The 24481-nt window shown below is 35.9% G+C and carries 26 protein-coding genes; 8 read left to right on the top strand and 18 right to left on the bottom strand.

Annotated features, from left to right (window positions below; all coding sequences use genetic code 11):
- The first annotated feature begins 21 nt into the window (after nucleotides 1-21).
- Nucleotides 22-387, top strand: coding sequence for a YugN family protein (locus tag ACXVYO_RS22700; RefSeq protein WP_458468539.1), 366 nt, complete (start codon nucleotides 22-24; stop codon nucleotides 385-387).
- A 36-nt stretch (nucleotides 388-423) separates the two neighbouring features.
- On the opposite strand, the gene ctaG is transcribed toward ACXVYO_RS22700, so the two are convergent.
- The 6 genes from ctaG to ctaB form a co-directional block, all read right to left on the bottom strand.
- On the bottom strand, nucleotides 424-1329 hold the full coding sequence (gene ctaG, locus ACXVYO_RS22695; RefSeq protein WP_242256305.1) for a cytochrome c oxidase assembly factor CtaG: 906 nt from the start codon (nucleotides 1327-1329) through the stop codon (nucleotides 424-426).
- Between the two features lie 85 nt (nucleotides 1330-1414).
- Nucleotides 1415-1747: a cytochrome c oxidase subunit IVB gene (gene ctaF / locus ACXVYO_RS22690; RefSeq protein ID WP_000985699.1), complete on the bottom strand. Its 333-nt coding sequence runs from the start codon at nucleotides 1745-1747 to the stop codon at nucleotides 1415-1417.
- 3 nt (nucleotides 1748-1750) lie between these two features.
- Entirely contained in the window at nucleotides 1751-2374 is a 624-nt protein-coding gene (gene ctaE / locus ACXVYO_RS22685; protein ID WP_000557861.1) for a cytochrome c oxidase subunit III, read from the bottom strand.
- Nucleotides 2374-4209 (bottom strand): cytochrome c oxidase subunit I, encoded by a 1836-nt coding sequence (ctaD, locus tag ACXVYO_RS22680; protein ID WP_170955056.1) that lies wholly within the window; start codon nucleotides 4207-4209, stop codon nucleotides 2374-2376. The genes ctaE and ctaD overlap by 1 nt, the downstream gene beginning before the upstream one ends.
- A 60-nt stretch (nucleotides 4210-4269) precedes the next feature.
- A complete protein-coding gene (coxB, locus tag ACXVYO_RS22675; protein ID WP_458468538.1) occupies nucleotides 4270-5319 on the bottom strand; it encodes a cytochrome c oxidase subunit II in 1050 nt (349 codons plus the stop codon).
- A 93-nt stretch (nucleotides 5320-5412) separates the two neighbouring features.
- Nucleotides 5413-6336, bottom strand: coding sequence for a protoheme IX farnesyltransferase (gene ctaB, locus ACXVYO_RS22670; RefSeq protein WP_001015058.1), 924 nt, complete (start codon nucleotides 6334-6336; stop codon nucleotides 5413-5415).
- A gap of 497 nt (nucleotides 6337-6833) precedes the next feature.
- On the opposite strand from ctaB, the gene ctaA reads away from it, so the two are divergent.
- Nucleotides 6834-7769 (top strand): heme A synthase, encoded by a 936-nt coding sequence (gene ctaA, locus ACXVYO_RS22665; protein ID WP_061678266.1) that lies wholly within the window; start codon nucleotides 6834-6836, stop codon nucleotides 7767-7769.
- A gap of 85 nt (nucleotides 7770-7854) precedes the next feature.
- Here the strand turns inward: ctaA and pyc are convergent, their stop codons facing one another.
- From pyc to ACXVYO_RS22650, 3 genes are all read right to left on the bottom strand, one after another.
- Nucleotides 7855-11301 carry a pyruvate carboxylase gene (pyc, locus tag ACXVYO_RS22660; protein ID WP_063260457.1) on the bottom strand — a complete coding sequence of 1149 codons (3447 nt, stop codon included), beginning with the start codon at nucleotides 11299-11301 and terminating at the stop codon, nucleotides 7855-7857.
- Nucleotides 11302-11634: 333 nt separating this feature from the next.
- Entirely contained in the window at nucleotides 11635-12816 is a 1182-nt protein-coding gene (locus ACXVYO_RS22655; RefSeq protein WP_458468537.1) for an FtsW/RodA/SpoVE family cell cycle protein, read from the bottom strand.
- Nucleotides 12817-12941: 125 nt separating this feature from the next.
- Nucleotides 12942-13229 (bottom strand): YlaN family protein, encoded by a 288-nt coding sequence (locus ACXVYO_RS22650; RefSeq protein ID WP_000135698.1) that lies wholly within the window; start codon nucleotides 13227-13229, stop codon nucleotides 12942-12944.
- A gap of 150 nt (nucleotides 13230-13379) precedes the next feature.
- Between ACXVYO_RS22650 and ACXVYO_RS22645 the strand changes: the two genes are divergently transcribed.
- Nucleotides 13380-13877: a peptidyl-prolyl cis-trans isomerase gene (locus ACXVYO_RS22645; protein ID WP_458468536.1), complete on the top strand. Its 498-nt coding sequence runs from the start codon at nucleotides 13380-13382 to the stop codon at nucleotides 13875-13877.
- A gap of 45 nt (nucleotides 13878-13922) precedes the next feature.
- On the opposite strand, the gene ACXVYO_RS22640 is transcribed toward ACXVYO_RS22645, so the two are convergent.
- On the bottom strand, nucleotides 13923-15251 hold the full coding sequence (locus ACXVYO_RS22640; protein ID WP_000358079.1) for a PhoH family protein: 1329 nt from the start codon (nucleotides 15249-15251) through the stop codon (nucleotides 13923-13925).
- A 246-nt stretch (nucleotides 15252-15497) separates the two neighbouring features.
- Nucleotides 15498-15953: a pyridoxamine 5'-phosphate oxidase family protein gene (locus tag ACXVYO_RS22635; RefSeq protein WP_063260458.1), complete on the bottom strand. Its 456-nt coding sequence runs from the start codon at nucleotides 15951-15953 to the stop codon at nucleotides 15498-15500.
- A 145-nt stretch (nucleotides 15954-16098) separates the two neighbouring features.
- On the opposite strand from ACXVYO_RS22635, the gene ACXVYO_RS22630 reads away from it, so the two are divergent.
- On the top strand, nucleotides 16099-16299 hold the full coding sequence (locus ACXVYO_RS22630; RefSeq protein WP_001995040.1) for a YlaI family protein: 201 nt from the start codon (nucleotides 16099-16101) through the stop codon (nucleotides 16297-16299).
- A 35-nt stretch (nucleotides 16300-16334) separates the two neighbouring features.
- On the opposite strand, the gene ACXVYO_RS22625 is transcribed toward ACXVYO_RS22630, so the two are convergent.
- The 3 genes from ACXVYO_RS22625 to typA all read right to left on the bottom strand — a co-directional run bounded on the left by ACXVYO_RS22625 (nucleotide 16335) and on the right by typA (nucleotide 18924).
- Nucleotides 16335-16610, bottom strand: a complete 276-nt coding sequence (locus ACXVYO_RS22625; RefSeq protein ID WP_458468535.1) for a hypothetical protein — start codon at nucleotides 16608-16610, stop codon at nucleotides 16335-16337.
- A 12-nt stretch (nucleotides 16611-16622) separates the two neighbouring features.
- Complete coding sequence (locus ACXVYO_RS22620; RefSeq protein WP_000893660.1) at nucleotides 16623-16925, bottom strand: YlaH-like family protein; 303 nt, start codon at nucleotides 16923-16925, stop codon at nucleotides 16623-16625.
- Between the two features lie 154 nt (nucleotides 16926-17079).
- Nucleotides 17080-18924, bottom strand: coding sequence for a translational GTPase TypA (gene typA, locus ACXVYO_RS22615; protein WP_000914755.1), 1845 nt, complete (start codon nucleotides 18922-18924; stop codon nucleotides 17080-17082).
- A 140-nt stretch (nucleotides 18925-19064) separates the two neighbouring features.
- On the opposite strand from typA, the gene ACXVYO_RS22610 reads away from it, so the two are divergent.
- Entirely contained in the window at nucleotides 19065-19244 is a 180-nt protein-coding gene (locus ACXVYO_RS22610; protein WP_000400129.1) for a DUF5325 family protein, read from the top strand.
- A 44-nt stretch (nucleotides 19245-19288) separates the two neighbouring features.
- Here the strand turns inward: ACXVYO_RS22610 and ACXVYO_RS22605 are convergent, their stop codons facing one another.
- Nucleotides 19289-20080 carry an inositol monophosphatase family protein gene (locus ACXVYO_RS22605; protein ID WP_458468534.1) on the bottom strand — a complete coding sequence of 264 codons (792 nt, stop codon included), beginning with the start codon at nucleotides 20078-20080 and terminating at the stop codon, nucleotides 19289-19291.
- Nucleotides 20081-20169: 89 nt separating this feature from the next.
- A complete protein-coding gene (locus tag ACXVYO_RS22600) occupies nucleotides 20170-20358 on the bottom strand; it encodes a hypothetical protein (RefSeq protein ID WP_001250166.1) in 189 nt (62 codons plus the stop codon).
- A 206-nt stretch (nucleotides 20359-20564) separates the two neighbouring features.
- On the opposite strand from ACXVYO_RS22600, the gene ACXVYO_RS22595 reads away from it, so the two are divergent.
- A complete protein-coding gene (locus tag ACXVYO_RS22595; protein ID WP_458468533.1) occupies nucleotides 20565-21191 on the top strand; it encodes a YktB family protein in 627 nt (208 codons plus the stop codon).
- 81 nt (nucleotides 21192-21272) lie between these two features.
- Here ACXVYO_RS22595 and ACXVYO_RS22590 read toward each other — a convergent pair whose 3' ends face one another.
- The gene (locus ACXVYO_RS22590) at nucleotides 21273-21542 is read right to left on the bottom strand and encodes a UPF0223 family protein (RefSeq protein WP_458468532.1); all 270 of its coding nucleotides are present in this window, start codon (nucleotides 21540-21542) and stop codon (nucleotides 21273-21275) included.
- 367 nt (nucleotides 21543-21909) lie between these two features.
- On the opposite strand from ACXVYO_RS22590, the gene speA reads away from it, so the two are divergent.
- Both speA and ACXVYO_RS22580 read left to right on the top strand, forming a co-directional pair.
- The gene (gene speA, locus ACXVYO_RS22585) at nucleotides 21910-23382 is read left to right on the top strand and encodes an arginine decarboxylase (RefSeq protein WP_458468531.1); all 1473 of its coding nucleotides are present in this window, start codon (nucleotides 21910-21912) and stop codon (nucleotides 23380-23382) included.
- 76 nt (nucleotides 23383-23458) lie between these two features.
- Nucleotides 23459-24289, top strand: coding sequence for a protein-glutamine gamma-glutamyltransferase (locus ACXVYO_RS22580; RefSeq protein WP_000635326.1), 831 nt, complete (start codon nucleotides 23459-23461; stop codon nucleotides 24287-24289).
- Between the two features lie 40 nt (nucleotides 24290-24329).
- On the opposite strand, the gene ACXVYO_RS22575 is transcribed toward ACXVYO_RS22580, so the two are convergent.
- The gene (locus ACXVYO_RS22575) at nucleotides 24330-24458 is read right to left on the bottom strand and encodes a GapA-binding peptide SR1P (RefSeq protein ID WP_000536796.1); all 129 of its coding nucleotides are present in this window, start codon (nucleotides 24456-24458) and stop codon (nucleotides 24330-24332) included.
- Between the last annotated feature and the right edge of the window lie 23 nt (nucleotides 24459-24481).

Below are 24481 nucleotides of genomic sequence, written 5' to 3'. Positions count from 1 at the left end.
CATGAAAAGAGGAGGTATTATATGCAATTTACAAATGCGAAATTTAATGGGGCAGTCATTGATTTAACACTATTAACAGAGATTATGGAAAAGAACCATTTTGTACTCGCTGGACAATGGGATTATGAGCGGGTTACATACGATTATAAATTCGAAATATTAAACGATATTTATTATTTGCGTGTACAAGGTTTTGCTGTTGAAGGTGACATTGGTAGCAGACACGCTGAAGTAAAGCTACTTCCTCCCTTATTAGGAAAACATTATTATCCTCACGGCGTTGAATATGGTGATGGTGAAACTTTCCCAACGAATGTACTTCAAAAAAGCGAACAACTCCTACAAAATGTCGAAAAAGAGTTAAAAGAATTCCAAATCATTGAATAAAATAAAAGTGAGTGCATCAATATGATGCACTCACTTTTATTTCGTTTGTAAATACGGCGGCAATTGTTGCAGCTGCTCTTTATCCTTTTCACGCTCTCGACGCGCCCATCGAAAAAATACATAGCCGATAATTGTACCATACACTATTTCCTGGACAATTTTCATAATGATGCCGCCTGTTTGTTGGTCTTGTACGACTGGCATCCAGTGTAAAAATTCTGGTCCCGTTATATTTAAATCTGATAAAGTTCCCGCTGGTACACAAAGTTCCATCGCCTTCATCCAAGCAGCTGGATCCGTATACGTTGCGAATAACGGTGCAGTCGCAAAAATGATTAACGCGCAAGCTGGCGTTAATAATATACCGTTAGCAAACATATAACCAAGTTTCTTTATATCACTTAACGTTTGATATTCTGGTAATGGATTTAGCATCGGCCACCACATCATGATTGCCGTAAAGAACAATATAGCGAGACAAATAGGATGAGCAATTTGACTTTGTTTTACTGTATCAAAAACAACTGGTAAATGATAAAAAGAAAACAGGCCATTAAATACAAACAATGCAATAAGCGGCTTAGCAAATATCTTTAATATAATTTGAACGAACTTAAAAGAAGTAATATAACGATATAACCAAACCGGTATACCAAGCAATAATAACGGCGGAACTGCAATATACATGACTGCCATTTCAAACATATGTGCACTAAATATAATATGACCAATTAAATCAATAGGCCCTCCCTTTACAAAGTACAAAAGAACAATCCCAGTCGTAAAATAAAAAATTTGCTTCTTACTTACCTTCGTCGCATTTTCAAATCGCGTTCTATATGGCCCAATAATTAAAAAGTACCCAATAAGAATCGAAAGCATAAATAATAAAAAGATTGGACTCCATAGAGCTTGAAAACCAAATATCCACAAGTTACTCATTGTCACACCCACCTTCTTAAGGTTACCCTTTCACGTAATATGAAGAGGGAGCTGTGACAACACAAGCTCCCTTATTTTTCACTTTTCAAATCCACACAATTGTCATAAAAGCTAAAATTGTAATTAACCCGATTAACAGACCAGAATAAAGAAAGAAACTTGCCGCTTCATGGCCTTTATGACTCATATGCATAAAATAATACAATTGAAAAATTACTTGTACCACTGCTAATAGTAAAATAAATGGTACTGAGAAAGTCGGACTAAAAGTTTTCGGATATGCTACTGCTGCAAATGCAACTAATGTTAAAAAAATCATTAATGCAAACGTAATAACTTGATGCTTCATTTCCTCCGCACTTTTTCTCTTCCGATAAACAAGATCAACTTTAGGATTATTCGTTTGCTTTATCGCCATTGTTTATCCCACCATTCCCATTAAATATACTACAGTGAAAATAAACACCCAAACTACGTCAATAAAGTGCCAATAAATCGATGCAACATAAAACTTCGGTGCATTGTATAAATTTAGCCCTCTCTTCGCATTTCTAAAAATTAATGTTAAAATCCAACACAATCCAAACAATACATGGAGTCCATGCGTACCAACAAGAGCATAAAACGCGGAACCAAACGCACTACTTCTCATAGTATGCTTAAATTCATGCGTATAATGATAAAACTCATATATCTCAAACCCTAAGAATCCTAAACCTAGCAACACTGTTACTAGTAGCCAAAGTTGCATTTTCTTAAAGTTAAAGTTTTTCATATGATACATCGCATATACGCTCGTTAAGCTACTCGTCAATAAAAGCATCGTCATAATGAAAACGAGTGGCATTTGGAACATCTCTTGAGATGTTGGTCCACCGTTTGTAGAATTCTTTAACGCTAAATATGTGCCAAACAAGGAAGCGAACAATACTGTTTCGCCTCCAAGAAATAACCAAAAACCGACAAACTTATTTTTCCCCTCAAGGGTTGCTTTTTCAGGCTCTGCTGGAAATGTTTCATTCGTTAATTTTTCATCTACATGCATTATGCCTTGCCCCCCTTATCTTCTAAATCTTCCTTATGAATATGATATCCATGATCATCTATTACTGAACGTAGGAACATTGTGCCAAATGTAATGATTAAACCAATAATTGCTACTAATAACCAAAACTTATCTTTTCCACCCTGCATATACATTGCACCAAATGCCGCTATAAACAACCCTAACGAAATGATAAATGGTGAAAATGATGGATTTGGCATATGAATATCACCAACTGGTTCCGCCGCTGTCATCTCTTTATTCCCTTCACGTTTTTCAATCCAAAACGGATCTAATCCGCGAACAAATGGTAATTGTTTAAAGTTATATTCCGGTGTAGGTGCTGGCATTGTCCATTCTAACGTACGTGCATCCCACGGATCACGACCAGCCTTTTCTTTTGATACCGTTGTTTTAATTACATTGAATAGAAGAACAATCGTTCCAAGAGCCATAAACACCGCTCCAATAGAACTAATCATATTCCCCATTTCCAATCCTTGCCCTTCAAGATATGTGTAGTAACGGCGCGGCATACCAATTAACCCTAGGAAATGCTGAATAAAGAACGTTAAATGGAAACCGATAAAGAATAGCCAAAACGTTATCTTCCCTAACGTTTCATTCAGTACTTTATTAAACATCAGTGGCCAATAATAATGAGCCCCTGCAAGTAAACCAAATACAACACCGCCAACGATTACATAATGAAAGTGTGCTACTACGAAATAGTTATCATGAAATTGATAATCAGCTGGTGCAGACGCTAGCATAACACCTGTAACTCCGCCCATTACGAATGATGGAATGAAAGCTACTGCCCACATCATTGGTGTCGTAAAACGAATACTTCCGCCCCACATTGTAAAGAGCCAGTTGAATATTTTAATACCGGTCGGAACCGCAATCGCCATTGTTGCAACTGAGAAAATAGCATTTGCAACTGGACCAAGCCCAACAGTAAACATATGATGCGCCCATACCATAAATCCTAAGAATCCAATTAATACTGTCGCAAACACCATCGATGAATAACCAAATAATCGCTTTTTCGAAAATGTCGCGAAGATTTCTGAGAATATTCCGAAAGCTGGGAGTATAAGAATGTATACTTCTGGATGACCGAAAATCCAGAATAAATGCTCCCATATAATTGTATTCCCGCCCAATGCTGGATTAAAGAAACTTGTTCCAAATAAACGATCTAACATTAGAAGTCCTAATCCTACAGTTAACGGCGGAAAAGCGAATAATATTAACGAAGATGTTACAAATGTCGTCCATGTAAACATCGGCATACGCATATACGTCATTCCTGGCGCACGCATATTAATAATGGTTACAAGGAAGTTAATACCTCCAATTAATGTACCAATACCGGAGATTTGCAATCCGAGTACATAAAAATCAACACCATGGCCTTTAGAGGCTAAAGCTAAAGATGCATAAGATGTCCATCCTGCATCAGGTGCTCCACCTAAAAACCAACTTAAATTTAAAAATACTCCACCAAAGAAAAATAACCAAAATCCGAGTGAATTCAAAAACGGGAACGCTACATCGCGTGCACCAATTTGAAGTGGTACAGCGGCGTTCATAAATGCAAACACGAGTGGCATAGCTGCGAGGAAAATCATTGTTGTACCGTGCATCGTTAATACTTGATTATAAGCATCCCCAACAAGAAAAGCATTGTTAGGAATCGCTAATTGAAGGCGAATAAATAGAGCCTCTATTCCGCCTATTACAAAAAACAATCCACCTGCAATTAAATAGAGAATGGCAATCTTTTTATGGTCTACTGTCGTTAAATAATCCCATATGACAGCACCCATCCCCTGTTTTTTTGCTACAGAACTCACGTTTTCAACCTCCCCTTCGCGAATAATCCCTCTTTACTTTTCAACTTTTAACGTTTGTAAGTATGCATTTAATGCACCAATTTGATCATCCGTTAAGTTGCCATATTTACCAGTCATTTTATTTCCTGGTTTCATATTTTCAGGATCTTTCAGCCATTTTTTTAAGTTTTCTTCATTATTTTCGGCAATACCGGCAACCATATCGCGATCCGCAAAGTTTGCTAAGTTTGGTGCGATACGAGCGGAAGGTGGTCTACTATCATTAGATCCAACTGCATGACAACCAATACAGCTTTTATTAAATATTTCTTGGCCCTCTTGCGCCTTTGTTGAAGCTACTTCTTTCTTCCCATCAATCTTCTTCATATCAGCAAGCCACTTTTTGTACTCGCTTTCATCTAAAGCTTTCACTTTGAATTGCATTAAAGAATGTGATGGGCCGCAAAATTCTGTGCAAAAACCATTATAAGTGCCCGATTTATCTGCCTTTAACCACATTTTGTTCACATTATCTGTATTTGTGTCCATTTTCCCAGCTAAAGATGGAACCCAAAACGAATGTTTAATATCGGCACCCTTCAAATTCAAATACACTTTCTTACCTGTGGGGATGACTAAATCTTGAGAAGTCACTATTTTTTCTGATTTATAAGAAAATTCCCACCAATAAAGATTCGCTGTTACATCAACAACGATAGTATCTTTATCAATATTCTTTTTCTCCATCGCACTTACATCAGCAAGTTTGAATGTATATGTAACCGTCGGAACAGCTAAGATTAACAAAAGTATAATCGGAATAACTGTCCATATAATTTCTAGTTTGTGATTCCCTTCAACTTGCTCCGGAATATAATCTTCCTGACCCTTCTTTTGTCGGAAACGCACAATTACATATAAGAAAATAATAGTAACTACTAGTACTACTCCTACCATAATCGCAGTTGCTAGTAAGAGCAAATCATATTGCATTTTTGCTACTTCTCCTTGCGGAATTAAAGTAGATTGAAAGGCTTTACCGCATCCCCCTAACAGTAAAGCCAGCAGTGAAACGAACGAAAGCAGTCGCCACTGTTTCTTCATACAAACAACCCCCACTTTCCTTGTGAATTAGATTGTACTTTATAGTTAAGTAAAGTAAATCTCAACGTAAAGAAATCCAATTATGTCGTTGTCTTAGAAGAATGTAACTACAATCATTGATACAAATAAGATTGTTAAATAATTTAGGGAATAAACAAACATTTGTACGGACCATTTGATGTCATCTTTCTTACGGAAGCCATAAAATCCTAAAACGATCCATCCGATGTTTAACAATGTTGCAATTACCATAAATGTTATCCCTAGACCACTCATATAAAATGGTAGTGGTAATAAACATACTGTCCAAATCATAATTTGGCGTTTCGTAATTTCAAATCCATGAACTACAGGAAGCATTGGAATTCCTGCATTTCGATATTCATCAACACGTTTCATTGCTAATGCAAGGAAATGTGGGATTTGCCAAATAAACATAATCAAAAATAGCATCCAAGCAATTGGATGTCCTAAAGATGGATCGATTGCTGCCCATCCAATTAAAGGTGGAACTGCACCAGAGATACTACCTACAACAGTATTTAGTGTATACTTTCTCTTTGTCCATAAACTATATAGAACAACATATGTGAAAGCACCAATAAACCCCATTAACACTGCCATTGGTGTTGTTAATAATAAAAATACAAACCCAAGAAGTAATATAACTAATCCAAATGTAAGTGCAAATCCTGGTTTATACTTTCCAGTAACCGTTGGACGGGTCTTTGTTCTTTCCATTAATGGATCGATGTCTCGATCAATGTAGTTGTTTAAACAACATACCCCTGCCATAACTAATCCAGAACCAACGATTGTAAAAAATAACTTATCCAGATTGTCCATCACACTTAATCCATTAAAGTGTAATGCCAACCAAAATCCTGTAAATACAGTAAGTGTATTTGAGTTTACAATCCCCATTTTAACGAGTGCTTTTAAATCTTGTAACCGAGTTGTTTCCGGTACACTTGTAACAGCAGACTCATCATGCAGCTCACTTGTTGCATGGTTCATCACTTTAACCCCCTCTTAAAACTTTCATCTTTCTTTTTGCGCCTATTTCGAATGAAATATTTCGCTTCTATATAGCAATATTATTACAGTAGAAACATTGTTAACCCATTCTACTACTAATCTACGCCCATACTCCAATATATTAAATCATATTTCCCGAACATTTTGTGAAGAAAACATGAACTTTTTGTGTCGAACATAAAAAACTTAATTCTTACTTGTCCTTATCATAACATGATGTTACCTTCTATCATAAACTTTTTTGTCATATTTAACACGTATTCTCCCCATTTCTTTTCAAAATAGCCTATTTTCCCCCTAAAATTTTCCTTATACATCCTATTTCTACATCCATTTTCTCTCCCCTGTCTTCCCCCGCCATTTCTTTGCTATTTTATTATTTTTTATATATCATAGGAACTAGCGCGTTTTATTCTATACATAATGGAATGAATATATTTCGCAATAACTTCATAGCAGAAAGATGGTGAAAGAGATTGCAACGCTTTATTAAATGGTTAGCAGTCATTACGAGTCTTGATTTATTAATAGTTTTATTAGGAGGCGCCTTAGTTACAAAAACGGGTTCTGGCCAAGGCTGCGGTAAATCATGGCCGCTTTGTAACGGTGAATTTGTTCCATCTAATTTATCAATGGAAACTATTATTGAACTAAGTCATCGCCTTACATCAGGATCAGCAGGAATTCTTGTAACTCTCCTTTGTATTTTGTCCTGGAAATATTATAAACATGTGCGCGAAACAAAAACGTTAGCAATTTTATCCTTCGTATTTTTAGTTGCACAAGCATTAATGGGGGCTGCAGCAGTTGTTTGGGGACAAATGCCAGCTGTACTTGCTATCCATTTCGGTATTTCCTTAATTTCATTTGCTTCTGTTATTTTATTAACGTGTCTTATCTTTGAAATTGACCAAAAATTTGATGCACGTTCACTTATTATGGACAAAAAAATGAAATTTCATATTTATGGTGTAACAATTTACTGTTATCTCGTTGTCTACACAGGAGCTTTAGTACGTCACGAACGAGCTAGCTTAGCCTGTCCAGACTTCCCTTTATGTAGCAAAAATAGACCTATGCCAACTCAACTCCATGAATGGGTTCAAATGGGACATAGAGTTGCAGCAATGTTAATTTTCGCTTGGATACTATACGCGATGATTCTCGCTATACGCCATTACAAGCAGCAACCTGTCGTATACTGGGGATGGATCATTTCATTTATCCTTGTTACACTTCAAGCTATAGTAGGAATTTTAGTCGTATTTACAAATGCTAGTTTAGCAATGGCATTATTACATTCACTATTCATTTCTTGCTTGTTTGCTGTACTATGCTATTTAGTTATGTTAGGTACAAGAAGTAAAGCGAATGCAAAAGAAGCTGAATCAACTTCTAAACAAACAAAATAAATTCAAATTAAAATACCTTGCCGAATTGGCAAGGTATTTTTTGCAATAAAGAAAAAGAGCTGCATGTACACAGCTCTTTTCTATTTTAGTGATCTAATTCAATGAGTAAATCACCCGTTTGAATTGCATCTCCATCGTTAACATATACTTTTTTCACTTTACCATTGAACGGCGCTTGAACTGTCGTTTCCATTTTCATCGCTTCTGTAATTGCCATAGAATCGCCTTTTTTCACTTCATCGCCTTCTTTAACAACTACTTTAATAACCGTTCCTGGCATTGTTGCACTAATGTGGTTTGGATTTTCACGGTTTCCTTTCACACGTTGTGCCACTGTTGCTTTCACACTTTCGTCTTTCACAACAATCTCACGTGGTTGACCGTTAAACTCCAAGTAAAGAACACGATTTCCATCTGGCTGAGGCTCTCCGATTGATACTAGTTTTACCATCAATGTTTTACCTTGTTCGATTTCCACATTGATTTCTTCACCAAGTCTCATACCATAGAAGAATGTCGGTGTATCAAGCACAGATACACTTCCATAAAGCTCAGCAACTTTTTCGTAATCCATAAATACTTTTGGATATAATGCATATGCAACGACATCAAAAATCGTCACTTCGCGTCCAAGTTTATGGAATAGCTCTTCTTTTAACGCGTCGAAATCTACTGGCTCTAATAATTCACCCGGTCTTACTGTTAATGGCTCTTTCCCTTTTAAAATAATTTCTTGTAATTGTTTCGGGAAACCACCGTATGGTTGTCCTAAATCTCCTGAGAACATTTCAACAACAGATCCCGGGAAGTCCATAGAATGCCCACGTTCTAAAACATCTTGTTCTGTTAAGTGGTTTTGAACCATAAATAATGCCATATCACCGACAACTTTAGATGATGGTGTTACTTTAACAATATCGCCAAACATGTCATTCACACGGCGATACATTACTTTCACTTCATCGAAGCGATCTCCTAAGCCAACCGCTTTCGCCTGTTGTTGTAGATTACTATACTGTCCGCCTGGCATCTCGTGCATATATACCTCTGTATGGGGTGCATTCATACCACTTTCAAACGGTGCGTAGTATTTACGTACATCTTCCCAATAATGAGATAATTTTTCTAATGAATCTATATTAACGTCTGGCTGTCTTTCGTTTCCACCTAATGCATAGTATAGCGTGTTCGCACTTGGTTGTGACGTTTGACCAGCCATAGAACTTACTGCTACATCGACAATGTCAACACCTGCTTCAATTGCCTTTGTATACGTTAATATACCATTTCCACTCGTATCGTGTGTATGCAAGTGAATCGGAATCGATACCGTCTCTTTTAATGCAGAAACTAAATCATATGCCGCATTAGGTTTTAATAAGCCTGCCATATCTTTAATTCCTAATATGTGTGCTCCTGATGCTTCTAACTCTTTTGCTAAGTTTTTATAGTAATTTAAATCATATTTACTACGTAACGGATCATGAATATCTCCTGTGTAGCACATTGTTGCTTCTGCAATTTTACCAGTATCTCGCACAGCATCAATCGCAACTCTCATACCTTCTACCCAGTTTAAGCTATCAAAAATACGGAACACATCAATTCCAGCTTGAGCAGAACATTCCACAAATTTTTGAATTAAATTATCTGGATAGTTTTTGTAACCAACTGCGTTTGAAGAACGCAGTAACATTTGGAATAAAACGTTTGGCATTTTTTCACGAAGATCTAGTAATCGTTCCCATGGATCTTCCTTTAAGAAACGATATGCAACATCAAACGTTGCACCGCCCCACATTTCCGCTGAGAATAGGTTCGGTAACATTCTCGCTGTCGGCTCTGCAATTTGATGTAAATCTTTTGTACGAATACGCGTCGCAAGTAATGACTGATGCGCATCACGGAATGTTGTATCCGTTAAAAGTACACGATTTTGATCTTGTACCCACTTTACTAATCCGTCTGCTCCACGCGCATCCAAAATTTGTTTCGTTCCATTTTGGATCGGCTCTGAATGTAATACATTCGGTATACGAGCATCCGGGAAAATTGGTTTCTCTTTTTTTCCTACTCCTGGGAAGCCATTGACCGTTACTGTCCCAATGTAATTTAACATTTTCGTTCCGCGGTCTTTACGTTTCGGGAACAAGAATAGTTCAGGTGACGCATCAATAAATGAAGTGTCATATTCTCCTGATAAGAAGTTCTTATGTTTTACTACATTCTCTAGGAATGGAATATTTGTTTTAATACCACGAATACGGAATTCTTTTAAGTTACGTTCCATTTTCGCAGCAGCTTGTTCAAAAGTAAGTGCCCATGTTGTAACTTTTACAAGTAAAGAATCGTAGTACGGTGTAATAACAGCACCTTGGAAACTATTACCTGTATCAAGACGAACACCGAAACCACCACCTGAGCGGTATGCCATAATTTTCCCTGTATCCGGCATGAAATTATTTAATGGGTCTTCAGTCGTTACACGAGATTGTATTGCAAATCCATGTACAACTACTTCCTCTTGCTTCGGAACACCCACTATTTTACTATGTAATGCATGTCCATCAGCTATTAAAATTTGCGATTGAACGATGTCCACTCCTGTAATCATTTCTGTAATCGTATGTTCAACTTGAACACGTGGATTTACTTCTATGAAGTAAAACTCATCACCTTTTACAAGAAATTCTACTGTTCCTGCGTTTAAATAATTTACATTTTTCGTTAACTTAACAGCAGCATCACAAATACGCTGGCGCAAATCATCTGAAAGTGACACACTAGGTGCAATTTCTACAACTTTTTGATGACGACGTTGTACAGAACAGTCACGCTCGTATAAATGAACAACATTGCCCTCTTCATCTGCTAAAATTTGAACTTCTATATGTTTAGGTTTTTCAACGAATTTTTCTACGTATACTTCATCATTACCAAAGGCTGCTTTTGCTTCTGACTTCGCTCGATTATACGACTCTCTTAATTCTTCACTAGTACGTACAATGCGCATACCACGACCGCCACCGCCAAGGGAAGCTTTAATAATAATCGGGTAATCATACTTTTCAGCAAATTCTTTGACTTCTTCTATTGAATTTACTGGCCCATCACTACCAGGAATAACTGGAATTTGTGCTAGCTGCGCTTGTGTTCTTGCTTTCACTTTATCTCCAAACATATCTAAATGCTTACTCTTTGGACCGATAAAGATAATTCCCTCTTCTTCACAACGTTTTGCGAATTGAATATTTTCTGACAAGAAACCATATCCAGGGTGGATTGCATCTACATGATTACTTTTCGCAATCTCAATAATGCCCTCAATATCTAGATAAGCATCAATTGGCTTTTTCCCTTCCCCAACTAAATAGGACTCATCGGCTTTATAACGATGATAAGAACCACTATCCTCTTTAGAATAGATTGCAACTGTTTTTAATCCAAGTTCCGAACAAGCTCGAAACACACGAATTGCAATCTCTCCACGGTTAGCTACCAATACTTTTTGAATACGTTGCAGCTTTGTCATGATTTTCCCCCTCTACTTTCCTACCACTCTAGAGATAAAATATATACACACCATAAAGAGCGTGAAGTTCTTCACTTTCTACATTATATTATACTTAGAAAGCTTCACTTTATTTTTATCCATCATACCTTATTTTTTAACAAATGATAAGTTTTCTGATCAATTTGTTTCACAAAAATAGTATAGCATACCTCTCCCTTTTCTAACAACTTAATTGTATATCACATTAGTTCTAATGTGATATATTTTTTATTATAAATACTGATTAATGTATCATATTTAATATTTTTAAAAAATAAAAAACACATCGCGCTCTAAAGCACAATGTGTTTTTTATTTTACAACAACAAGACGTGGTCCATCTTGTTCTCTTTCTTTCATTTCCTCATTTTGCTGCTTCTCTTGTCGTTTTACATGACTAGCAATATTTAACAATATACCCATCGAAATTAGATTAGCCAACAAAGAACTACCACCATAACTAATAAACGGTAAAGGTACCCCTGTAAGCGGTATTAATCCAGACATACCACCAACATTAACAAAGGTTTGTATCCCAAGTAAACTTGCAATTCCAATCGCAACTAAACTTCCAAATGGATCCTTACATTTTTGCGCCACTCTAAACGAACGAATAATAATAAGTAATAAACAGATTAAAATGATAGCTACACCTATAAAACCTAGTTCTTCAGATATAATCGCCATAATAAAATCCGTTTGCGGCTCTGGTAAGTAGCCATACTTTTGTATACTATTTCCTAATCCTCTACCATTTAACCCACCTGAGGCAATTCCAATAAATGAATTTATTAATTGAAATCCATCCTTTTGAGGATCACTAAATGGATCAAGAAAAACTGAAAATCGAGCTTTTTGGTAGTCACTTAATTTATAGTTTCCGATAAAATACAATGCTGGAATCCACACGACAGATGTTAATAAAAACCTTTTTATCCACAAATTCACATTAACCCCTGAACAGAAGAACATAATTAACACTGTTCCACCTATTAATATGTCAGTTCCCAAGTCATTTTGAAATAAAATTAATGCCATCGATCCACCAACAACAAATAGAGGAGGTATTATCCCTTGGAAAAAAGGGGTTTGCCTCTCTTGTTTCTTAGCAAAAAAGGTTGCTAGCGTAATAATAACCGTTATTTTCACAAACTCAGCCGGTTGTATACCTAATATCCATCCTTTTGCACCATTTATGACCTGCCCGAAAACTAAGGCTGCTGTTAGTAAGGCAAGACTCCCTAGCCCCATGGCTACTAGAACCATCTTTTCCCTCCACAATTTGTAAGGGATTATAACGACAATCACTAGTATTACCGTTCCAATAGTAAGAGCAACTAATTGTTTTTTAAAAAAGTGATCTGCTGGCCAGTTATATTTCGACGAAATCGCGACAATGGAACTAGAACTATATACCATTATAACTCCCAACACACATAAGATAACAAGAGGAAGTAATAATGAATAATCCATTGATTTCCATACTCTTTTCATTTCATTTCCTCTTTCTGTTTCAATTTAATTATTGTTGTATTCCATATGTACATTGATTCTTCCTGCTTTATTATACAAATAAAAAGCTCAAACTATTTCAGTTTGAGCCCCCCTATTTGAACCCGTTATTGTTGTTTGTTTGTAAATGCTTCATGAAGTGCAGATAACTCACGTTCAAGCTCTCCTAACATTGCTTTCCCTTGTTCTTCTGCAATAAGACCAAGGCGAACTGCAAAATCGACCTCGCGGGATAGTCCAAACATTTGTGTGTCTAACACTTCTTCATATAATGGACATTGCGGCATTGTAAGATTGTCCATTTGCACCTTAATAAGTCTTAAAATCTTCTCCGCATCCGCTTGTAGAAGGGCTAGTGCCTTTTCCTGATGATTTGATACTGTCTCAGACGCCAAATTGATTCCCTCCGTTTCCGTCCTACTCTCTCCTATCTATTAATATTAGCGATAGTTTTAGTAAATTGCAATAGAAACATTTTTTGTGACAACCGTGTCTAATGCTATTATACTGAAAAGTGGGAGTATAACACAAATGGGGGAACAACAATGAGCGAAATTTTATTTATTAATGGAAAAGTTCGTTTTCCAATCACTATCGATCCAACTGTTTGGATCTTTGATGATCGAAAAGTAGATTTGACAACTTACTTTGATGAAACAAGAGAAAACACATCAGAACTAGAAACTTATTTAAAAAACACTTCAGAACATTGGGATCGCGAAATTCGTGATGGTGCTGCGTTTCCACCGATACAACAAAGTGTAAAGAAATATAAAAAAGAACAGCTAATTACTGGAACGTTCGGTATACCATTTCATCCATTTCTTGCAAACGCCGAAGTTTCAGATGACGCTACGCAAGTCGAAATTGAAACAGTAGATCAAACAATAATACTTCCATTAGAAACTGTAGAAAATGCTATTCTTGGTTTTTCAAAAGAAGGAAAGCCATTAAAAGAGGATGGACCTGTTCATTTATATTACAATGATGGATCTAATAGACAAAATCCAATCTGTAACATCCGTAAATTTACAATTATTTAAAGTGTATACTTGGAAGAAAAAGGAGTGAGCCTCAGCTCACTCCTTTTATAATAAATCCGCTGCTAGTTGAGCTAAATTCGATCGCTCCCCTTTAACAAACTTTACATGACCACTAATACGTTGCTCTTTAAACTTCTCTACAACATATGTTAAACCGTTATTATACTCATCCAAATACGGATGATCAATTTGCTGAGGATCTCCCATTAATACGATTTTACTTTTTTCTCCTACTCTCGTTAGTATCGTTTTCACTTCATGCTTCGTTAAATTTTGTGCTTCGTCAATTATAATGAACTGATCCGGAATACTTCTCCCACGTATATAGGTAAGAGCTTCTACTTCAATCGAACCCATTCCAGCTAAAATAGCATCTAACTCTCCTGGCTTTTTCGTATTAAATAAATACTCTAGATTATCAAAAATCGGTTGCATCCACGGTCTTAACTTTTCTTCTTTTTCTCCTGGCAAATAACCGATATCTTTTCCAACTGGAACAATTGGCCTTGCAACGAGTAGTTTTTTATATAGCCCTAAATCTTCAGTTTGCATGAGCCCCGAAGCTAAAGCTAGTAATGTTTTTCCTGTACCAGCTTTCCCTGTTAACGTTACTAGCGGAATATCTTCACGAAGCAACAATTCTAATCCCATAATTTGCTGCACATTTCGTGGTCGTATCCCCCATACTTGTTCATTATGAAAAATAAGTTTCTTTACCTTCTTACCTAAGTGATCCACAATACCAAGTGCTGAACTAGATCCCCCTAATGCATCTTTCATTACTACAAATTGATTTGGATAAAAAGGGTGATTTGCAATTTCGGATAAAGGCAATTCACCTTTTTCATAAAAATAATCCAATTGCTCTTTTGATATATACCCTTCTAAAAATCCTGAATATATATTATCTACTTCAATTACACGATCACTTAAATAATCTTCCGCCTTCAAACCAATTGCATCAGCTTTTACCCTTACGAGCACGTCTTTACTTACTAAAATAACAGACTTCCCGTCCTCTTTTTCTTGCTCTTCTAAAGATAGATTTTTTGCTACAGCTAAAATTCGATTATCATTTGTTTTTTCTACAAAAATATCTTGTAGTTGAACAAATGAACGATGATTTAATTCAATACGAAATGTACCGCCGTTTTCTAGCGGAATACTTTCATGCAGCTTTCCTATTTCACGAAATTTGTCTATTAACTTAGATACATAACGGGCATTTCGTCCTACTTCATCCATATAACGTTTTTTCGAATCAACCTCTTCTAATACAACTGCTGGAATCACTACTTCATTGGTTTCAAATGAAAAAATAGATAAAGGATCCTGCAAAAGTACATTCGTATCTAACACATAAATTTTATCCAACCTGTTACCCCCTGACTCCACTTTTAAATTTGTAGAACAAGGGTTTCATCCATAAAATATGGACGAACCATTGTTATAATTATATGTACCGTATAAACGAGGTAGAATCGAAATCCATAGCCATTAAACCTTTTATTTATTTTTTATTCATTTCTATTCAATATATTACTTTTAATTATAATTATTAACATAAAATCACAATAACTGATTACAAAAGTTAATAACTGACTTTCTTATTTATCACACTTATAATTCTTTTATTCCTACTAACACTTGGTTATCCAGCTTCTTCGCTGCGCGAATATCATATGTTTTTTCATACGTTGGTTCAGTTGCAAGTTTCGCTCCATAAAACATAACATCACGTACTTCTTGTACATTTACTTCTATTACAGTTAATTTTAGAGGTATGCCTTCCATTCTATCAGTCAAAATTTCACCTGCACCACTTATGGAAAATACGGATTCATTCGCCATTATAGTCAATACCACCCCAGTACTATGCCGTATATTTTCCACAATACGTGAACGCTGATCTACTGCAAATCGAATACTAGTTTTACTCACTGCATACACCCAAGAAATAGCACTTACGTTAGGAACTTGTTTTTCGAAGTCTGTTGTTGCTATCATAACAATACATTCTTTGCGTAACGTTTGTACTAAATCATCTGTTAATGTAGGCTCTACTACATTCGCCATATTTCCACCTCCAAATATACTTAATATATCCTTATCATAACTTATTTTTCGAATTGCGAAAATATTATTTTTTCCCACTATTATTCAAAAACATTATACTTCCATGATATACTTATACTGATAGAATTCGTATTGAGGTGACGAAATGAGAGTCAAATGTATGATTTGTGATAAAAAAGATATGTTAGATGATGAAAATCCTATGGCAAAAAAACTGCGTAACCGCCCTATTCATACATATATGTGCATGGAATGTTCGGAACGAATTGCAGAACGTACAATGGAACGTCATGCAAGTGGTAATTTCCGATTATATCGTGATAAAAAAGTCGAAGACGATTGGTAAAATGTAAATAAGTCCTTAATCATAGAGATAAGGACTTATTTATATTTTTCAGGTTCTCGATTCATTTGATCCAAAAAGCAATCAATAGCTTCTAATGGAAACCTGGCAGATTTTTTTTCTCCATTCATTTCATATGTAATCAAATACATTTCTTCGTTCTTTTTAACTTCCACATCCGTTAATTTATGTTCTTCATATATCATATTTTGAAATAACAAATACGTTTCTTTTGCAGCACAATCATCTGGACGTGCTTCGGCAACTGTTTTAATTGTTAACCAATTATATAGTGCATCTTGTACTGAACGCATAAAAATCCCCCCTCACCCTGCTTTTTGTTGTCTTGCTTGACGTAAACGCAACCTATAAATTCCAAGTACAATCGCCGCTACAACAAGCCCCTCTCCAACAGGTAAAAAAACTGCAAAGAAAGTTAAAACTGTACACCCAATCGCTAACGATATATATATCACTATATTTTTTATTATTGATAGTTTTCTTGCAAAACCTAAATTATACACAAGTGCGCTTAATATAATAATGGTGCCATATAGTAACCACATCCCTAGTTCTGGATTTTCATCAACTTTACATAATTTCGCAAAAAACGACATTCTTTCTAACATCATTTATCCCCCTTTCTCACAAAAACAAATTTTATTTATGTACTTAATACAAGAGTAACCTGCAAAAAAAATACTGTCCACAAAAAAGAGTAAATATTCCAAAAATAAATACAATAAAAAACAGCTACCCCTCAAAGGTAGCTGTTCTATTATTTTACGCTTCTACAGATTTCTTTTTCTTAGCAGCTCTTTCACGCTCACTCTTATCAAGAATCTTTTTACGTAAACGAATTGATTCTGGAGTTACTTCACAGAACTCATCATCGTTTAAGTACTCTAATGACTCTTCTAAAGTCATTAAGCGTGGTTTTTTCATTGTTGAAGTTTGATCTTTCGTCGCAGAACGAATGTTAGTTTGTTGTTTCATTTTCACAACGTTAACTGTTAAGTCGTTCTCACGAGTGTGTTCTCCGACAATCATACCAGCATATACTTCTGTACCTGGTTCAACGAAGATTACACCACGGTCTTCAACTTGCATAATACCGTATTGTGATGCTTTTCCTGTTTCAAGTGAAACTAGAACACCTTGGCGACGTCCACCAACTTGTCCAGCGTGTACTGGTTGGTAGCAATCGAATGTATGGTTTAAAATACCATAACCACGAGTTAATGTTAAGAATTCTGTTGTGTAACCAATTAAACCACGTGCTGGAACCATGAAAGTAAGGCGAACTTGACCGTTTCCGTTATTCACCATATCTAACATTTCACCTTTACGTGCACCCATAGATTCCATAATAGAACCAGTGTATTCTTCAGGTACATCGATTTGCACGCGCTCTACAGGCTCACATCTTACGCCATCAACTTCTTTAATAATTACTTCAGGCTTAGATACTTGTAGCTCATAACCTTCACGACGCATGTTTTCAATTAGGATAGATAAATGTAATTCCCCACGTCCAGATACGATCCACGCATCAGGAGAATCTGTATTATCTACACGTAAACTTACATCTGTTTCTAATTGTGAACGAAGACGCTCTTCAATTTTACGAGATGTAATGAATTTACCTTCACGACCTGCAAATGGGCTGTTATTTACAAGGAATGTCATTTGTAGTGTTGGCTCATCAATACGTAATAATGGTAAAGCCTCTTCATGCTCAACCGGACATACTGTTTCACCTACGTTAATGTCTTCCATACCTGAAACAGCTACTAAATCTCCAGCTTTTGCTTCTTCAATTTCTTGACGTTTTAATCCGATGTAACCAAATAATTTCGTTACACGGAATTGTTTTACAGTTCCGTCAACTTTCATTAATGCAACTTGTTGTCCTACTTTCATTGTACCACGGAATACGCGTCCAACCCCGATACGACCAACATAGTCATTGTAATCAAGAAGTGCTACTTGGAATTGAAGTGGCTCTTCGCTGTTATCAACTGGTGCTGGAATATGTTCAATAATTGTGTCAAATAATGATTTCATATTCTCTTCTTGATTTGCTGGGTTTGAATCTAAGCTTGCTGTTCCGTTCATTGCTGATGCAAATACAACTGGGAACTCTAATTGATCTTCGTTTGCACCAAGTTCGATGAATAAGTCAACTACTTCATCAACTACTTCATCAGGGCGAGCGAAGTCACGGTCAATTTTGTTTACAACAACGATTGGAGTTAAGTTTTGCTCAAGAGCTTTCTTTAAAACAAATCGTGTTTGTGGCATACAACCTTCATATGCATCAACAACAAGTAGAACACCATCAACCATTTTCATGATACGTTCTACTTCTCCACCGAAGTCAGCGTGACCAGGTGTATCTAAAATGTTAATTCTTTTATCTTCATAGTGAATCGCAGTATTCTTAGCTAAAATTGTAATACCACGTTCTCTTTCTAGATCGTTTGAGTCCATTGCGCGTTCTTCAATATGTTCATTCGCACGGAACGTCCCCGCTTGACGTAATAACTGGTCAACAAGTGTTGTTTTACCATGGTCAACGTGGGCAATAATTGCTATATTTCGTAAATCTTGTCGTTTTTTCAACATGTCCAACTCCTAATGTCTTTTTAATCCTTCTCTATTATAAGAGCGAAGGGGATACAATGGCAATCAAAATAAAATCTAGAATGAAAATATAGTTGTATTCTTACTTTTGTGAAAGTAAAATGAGATTGGAGGGTGAAGAAATGGAACACATTCAATATCGCTTTTTATTAACAGCAATTATCGGTGTTATTTTCTTAATCGGTATCGGTATTATGGTCGCTGAAAATAGTCCCATCGGTATTATTATTTGCATTATCGGCACATTTGTTACAGTTGGATACGGTTTTGTAACAAAAAGAAAAATGCGTAAATCGCAATAACGTCAAAAAGTAAGAAGCGCTTATACAGCCTCTTACTTTTTTTGTTACTCCGCTATAAATCGTAACACCTCTTCATACACTCCAGGTTTTGCAACTAATACGCTGCTCTTCTCTACGATAGAAAGCGGGGATCCAGAAAATGTTGTCGCCTTGCCTCCAACTTCCTCTACAATTATCTGTCCCCCACCAAAATCCCATGGTGATAATCTCGGCGTTACATATGCATCTATTCTTCCTGTTGCAACGTATACCATCTCTAACGCTGCACAGCCATATGATCTCGTGCCTCTTGCTTTCTTAACCAGCGCCATCATACTTTCCTTATTCAGCAATGGATTTTCGGTAAGCCATATTGCATTTAAAGCTACAATACCTTGTTCTACAGTTCCTTTTTCCAATAAAGGTATTGGTACTTCATTACAAGATGCTCCAGCTCCCTTTACCGCATGGTATAGTTCATCATGAACTGGATCATAAATGAGTCCAACCTTTCCGATACCGTTCTCATAAATCCCAATTGAAATTGCGAAATTTCTTTTTTGATGAACAAAGTTCATCGTGCCATCAATTGGATCAATTAACCAAACAACCCCATCAGAAGAAGTTACCTCATCTCCATAACCTTCTTCTCCTAAAATATTATGGTTCGGGAATGTTTCTTTAATTTTCCCAATTAAAAACTGTTCTATTTCTCGGTCCATATTTGTTACTAGATCAGCTGCATTGGATTTCGTTTCTATAATAAGTGCTTTTTCCATTGATGCCATTAAAAACTCTCCTGCATCTCGAATCCACTGTTTTGCGTTTGCATCGATGTCTTTCCATACTTCTTGCATGTTTAAACACTCCGATCTATACTGTTCACAGAAAAAACGAACCCCTTTATAAGGTTCGCACCAACTAATTTTTTATACATATACTATTATTACGCTTCTAAACGAATCATTTCAAGTCTTAACACTTCTAACTTTTGTACACACTCTTCTTTTTTCAGTTTATCATTTTCCATCATCGCATCATATAAAGTTGCTAATTCATAATCTAGCTCCAAACGTAGCACCGGTATTCTCTTTTCAGCATCTGTTCTCTTTAACGCATTAATCACCTGTCTCATATTATTTGCCTCCTCCCAATATTCGTCTGCCCTCGGACTAGAATTAATTCAATTTTCTGATTTTTTGTTTTATACTATACTATGTTGGATAAATCATCTATGCAACAAAATTATATTTTTTTATTTAAATTTTTTTGTGCTGTTTTTTTTATGAATAGTACAAGCTATGCTAAAATAAAAGCAAAATAGGAGTTGGAGGAACAATCATGACACTACAAACATTCAAGTCAACTGATTTTGAGGTCTTTACAGTTGATGGTCTCGAAGAACGAATGAGTGCGATTAAAACGAACATTCATCCTAAACTGGAAGCTTTAGGGGAACAGTTTGCAACGTATTTATCCAAACAAACTGATGAGAACTTTTTTTATCATGTAGCAAAACATGCACGTCGCAAAGTCAATCCACCAAACGATACTTGGGTTGCTTTTTCAACAAATAAACGTGGATATAAAATGCTACCACATTTCCAAATTGGATTATGGGGTACTCATGCCTTCATATACTTTGGTTTAATCTATGAGTGTCCACAAAAAGTGGAGACGGCTCACGCCTTCTTAGAACATTTAAATGATTTAAAAACAAATATTCCAAATGACTTCGTTTGGTCCATTGACCATACTAAACCAAGTGTAAAATTACATAGCGCACTTGAAACAGAAGACTTACAAAAGATGATTGAACGTCTAGCTACTGTGAAAAAAGCAGAATTATTAGTTGGTATTCATATATCACCAGAGGAGTTTTCAGCAATGACCAACGAACAATTCCTTGCTAAGATTGAATCTACGATGCAATCACTCCTTCCTTTATATGCACTTTGTAATCGATAGTAGAAAACGGACAATTTATATTGTCCGTTTTTAGTTGTTATCACATTATATCACTTCAGTTTTCATTTTTCAAAATATTTTTTACATTTTCACAAGCTTTTGTTCTTCAGTTTCTTTTGCCCTTTGAATCGCACGATATATAGAATATCCACTTACTTCTTGAAACTCTTTATCAATTTTCTTCTCTTCTGCTTTAGATGGAACAATCTCTTTAAAACGACGATATAATCCCATTAATTCTTCTCTTATAATTCCTTTTTCATATACTTTCTCAATTGCTTCATAAAACTTCACAATTGCAACCATTTCCTCATTTGACCAATCATAATCTAGCGGATATTGATATTCCATTTTGCACCTCATTTATCATTTCTTCTTATTTCAATGTGCTATCTTAAAGGAATTTTTTCTTCTTCACTATAGCCACTTTGCATTATACACTATTTATTCCTTATGATGGAATTGTCTTCCTCTATAAGATAATTAGAAATAACTATTTAACATACTCACTGTAAAAATATTTTTTTCTATACATCTATAATTATTGGTGATATAATGCTTTTGTTTTATAGAAAATAAAGTGAACCTACCATCTCAAAAACACTTTTGTGAATGGCAGAAAAACAAGCCTCATACTAAAAAAGAACTTAACTTTTTTAGAACAGGATTATATAAAACAAATAATACTAAATATTACGAAGAAGAAGGAGTGTATAGATTGTCCCAATACGAAACACCATTGTTTACCGCTTTAGTTGAGCACAGTAAGCGAAATCCAATTCAATTCCATATTCCTGGTCATAAAAAAGGACAGGGTATGGATCCTACATTTCGCGAATTTATTGGGCATAATGCATTAGCAATTGATTTAATTAATATTGCGCCGCTCGATGATTTACATCATCCAAAAGGTATGATTAAAGAAGCACAAGATTTAGCAGCCGCTGCATTTGGTGCAGATCATACTTTCTTTTCTATTCAAGGTACAAGTGGTGCAATAATGACAATGGTGATGAGCGTTTGCGGTCCTGGTGACAAAATCCTAGTGCCACGAAACGTGCATAAATCAGTAATGTCAGCTATTATTTTCTCAGGTGCAAAACCGATTTTCATGCATCCTGAAATCGATCCAAAACTTGGTATTTCGCATGGAATTACAATTCAATCTGTCAAAAAGGCACTTGAAGAGCATTCAGATGCGAAAGGCTTACTTGTTATTAACCCAACATACTTTGGCTTTGCTGCAGACTTAGAACAGATTGTCCAATTAGCACATTCTTACGATATCCCTGTACTCGTTGATGAGGCCCATGGTGTTCATATTCATTTTCACGATGAATTGCCGATGTCAGCGATGCAAGCCGGTGCAGATATGGCAGCAACAAGTGTTCACAAATTAGGAGGGTCTTTAACGCAAAGTTCTATTCTTAACGTGAAGGAAGGCCTTGTGAACGTAAAACATGTTCAATCTATTATTAGCATGCTTACGACGACATCAACTTCTTACATCTTGTTAGCATCCCTAGATGTTGCTAGAAAACGTCTTGCTACAGAAGGAACAGCACTCATAGAACAAACAATACAATTAGCGGAACAAGTTCGTGTTGCTATTAATGCTATTGAGGATCTTTACTGTCCTGGAAAAGAAATGCTAGGTACGGACGCTACTTTTAACTATGATCCTACAAAGATAATTGTATCTGTAAAAGATTTAGGTATTACAGGCCATCAGGCTGAAGTATGGCTTAGAGAGCAATATAACATTGAAGTAGAACTCTCAGATTTATACAACATACTATGTCTTGTCACTTTCGGAGATACAGAAAGTGAGACAAATACACTTATTGCAGCATTACAAGATTTAGCAGCAACATTTAGAAATCAAGCCGATAAAGGTGTTCAAATACAAGTAGAAATCCCAGAAATACCAGTGCTAGCACTTTCTCCTCGAGATGCTTTTTATTCGGAAACAGAAGTTATTCCGTTTGAAAATGCAGCAGGTCGTATTATAGCTGATTTCGTTATGGTTTATCCGCCAGGGATTCCAATCTTTACTCCGGGGGAAATTATTACACAAGATAACTTAGAGTATATTCGTAAAAACTTAGAAGCGGGTTTACCGGTACAAGGTCCTGAAGATATGACATTACAAACATTACGTGTGATTAAAGAGTACAAGCCTATCAGTTGATAGGCTTTTCTTTCACCCTTTTTTTCCTTTTCTCATACGATATGAAGTAATGTAACGTATAGGTGGGGATACTATTATGATTGTAATAGGCCGTTCTATTGTACATCCTTATATCACAAATGAATATGAGCCATTTGCAGCTGAGAAACAACAAATTTTATCAATAATGGCAGGAAATCAAGAAATTTATTCCTTCCGAACATCTGATGAACTCAGCTTTGATCTCAATTTGCGAGTGAATATTATTACTTCTGCATTAGAGCTTTTTCAAAGTGGATTTCAGTTCCGCACATTTCAACAGTCCTTTTGCAACCCCCAATATTGGAAAAGAACGTCACTTGGGGGATTCGAGCTCCTTCCAAACATACCCCCTTCCATTGCCATACAAGATATTTTCAAAAACGGAAAACTATATGGAACTGAATGTGCCACCGCTATGATCATTATTTTTTACAAAGCTTTACTATCCTTGTATGAGGAAGAAACGTTCAACCGTCTCTTTGCAAACCTTTTACTTTATACGTGGGACTACGATCAAGATTTAAAGCTCATAACAAAAACGGGTGGCGATCTAGTTCCCGGTGACCTCGTTTATTTTAAAAATCCACAAGTGAATCCAGCTACAATCGAGTGGCAAGGAGAAAATACAATCTATCTAGGAAATTTCTTTTTTTACGGACATGGCGTAGGTGTAAAAACAAAAGAGGAAATTATATACTCTTTAAATGAACGACGAGTCCCCTACGCTTTTATTTCAGCTTTCTTGACCGATACTATTACCCGTATTGATAGCCGTCTTATGAGCCACTACGCCTCTCCTAGCACTCCACAGACATCGATAGGATTTATTCCGATTAGAGATGATGCAATCGTTGCAACAGTTGGCCATACAACTACAATTTATTAAAAAAGCGCCTACATATGTATATGTAGGCGCTTTTTCTTATTTAAGCTTTTGTATGTTCTTTATGGTCACATTCGCAGTGAGATCCACATTTCCCGTATAGTACTGTTGATTTTTCATCTTCAAAATGACCGATTGTTCCTTCACATACTTGGCATACGATTGTTCCCATTTTTCATTTCCCCCTGAGTTTTA

The organism is Bacillus sp. BC08, assembly GCF_054326875.1.
The sequence above is the reverse complement of the archived record's forward strand: the minus strand, read 5'-3'. Positions and strand labels throughout refer to the sequence as shown.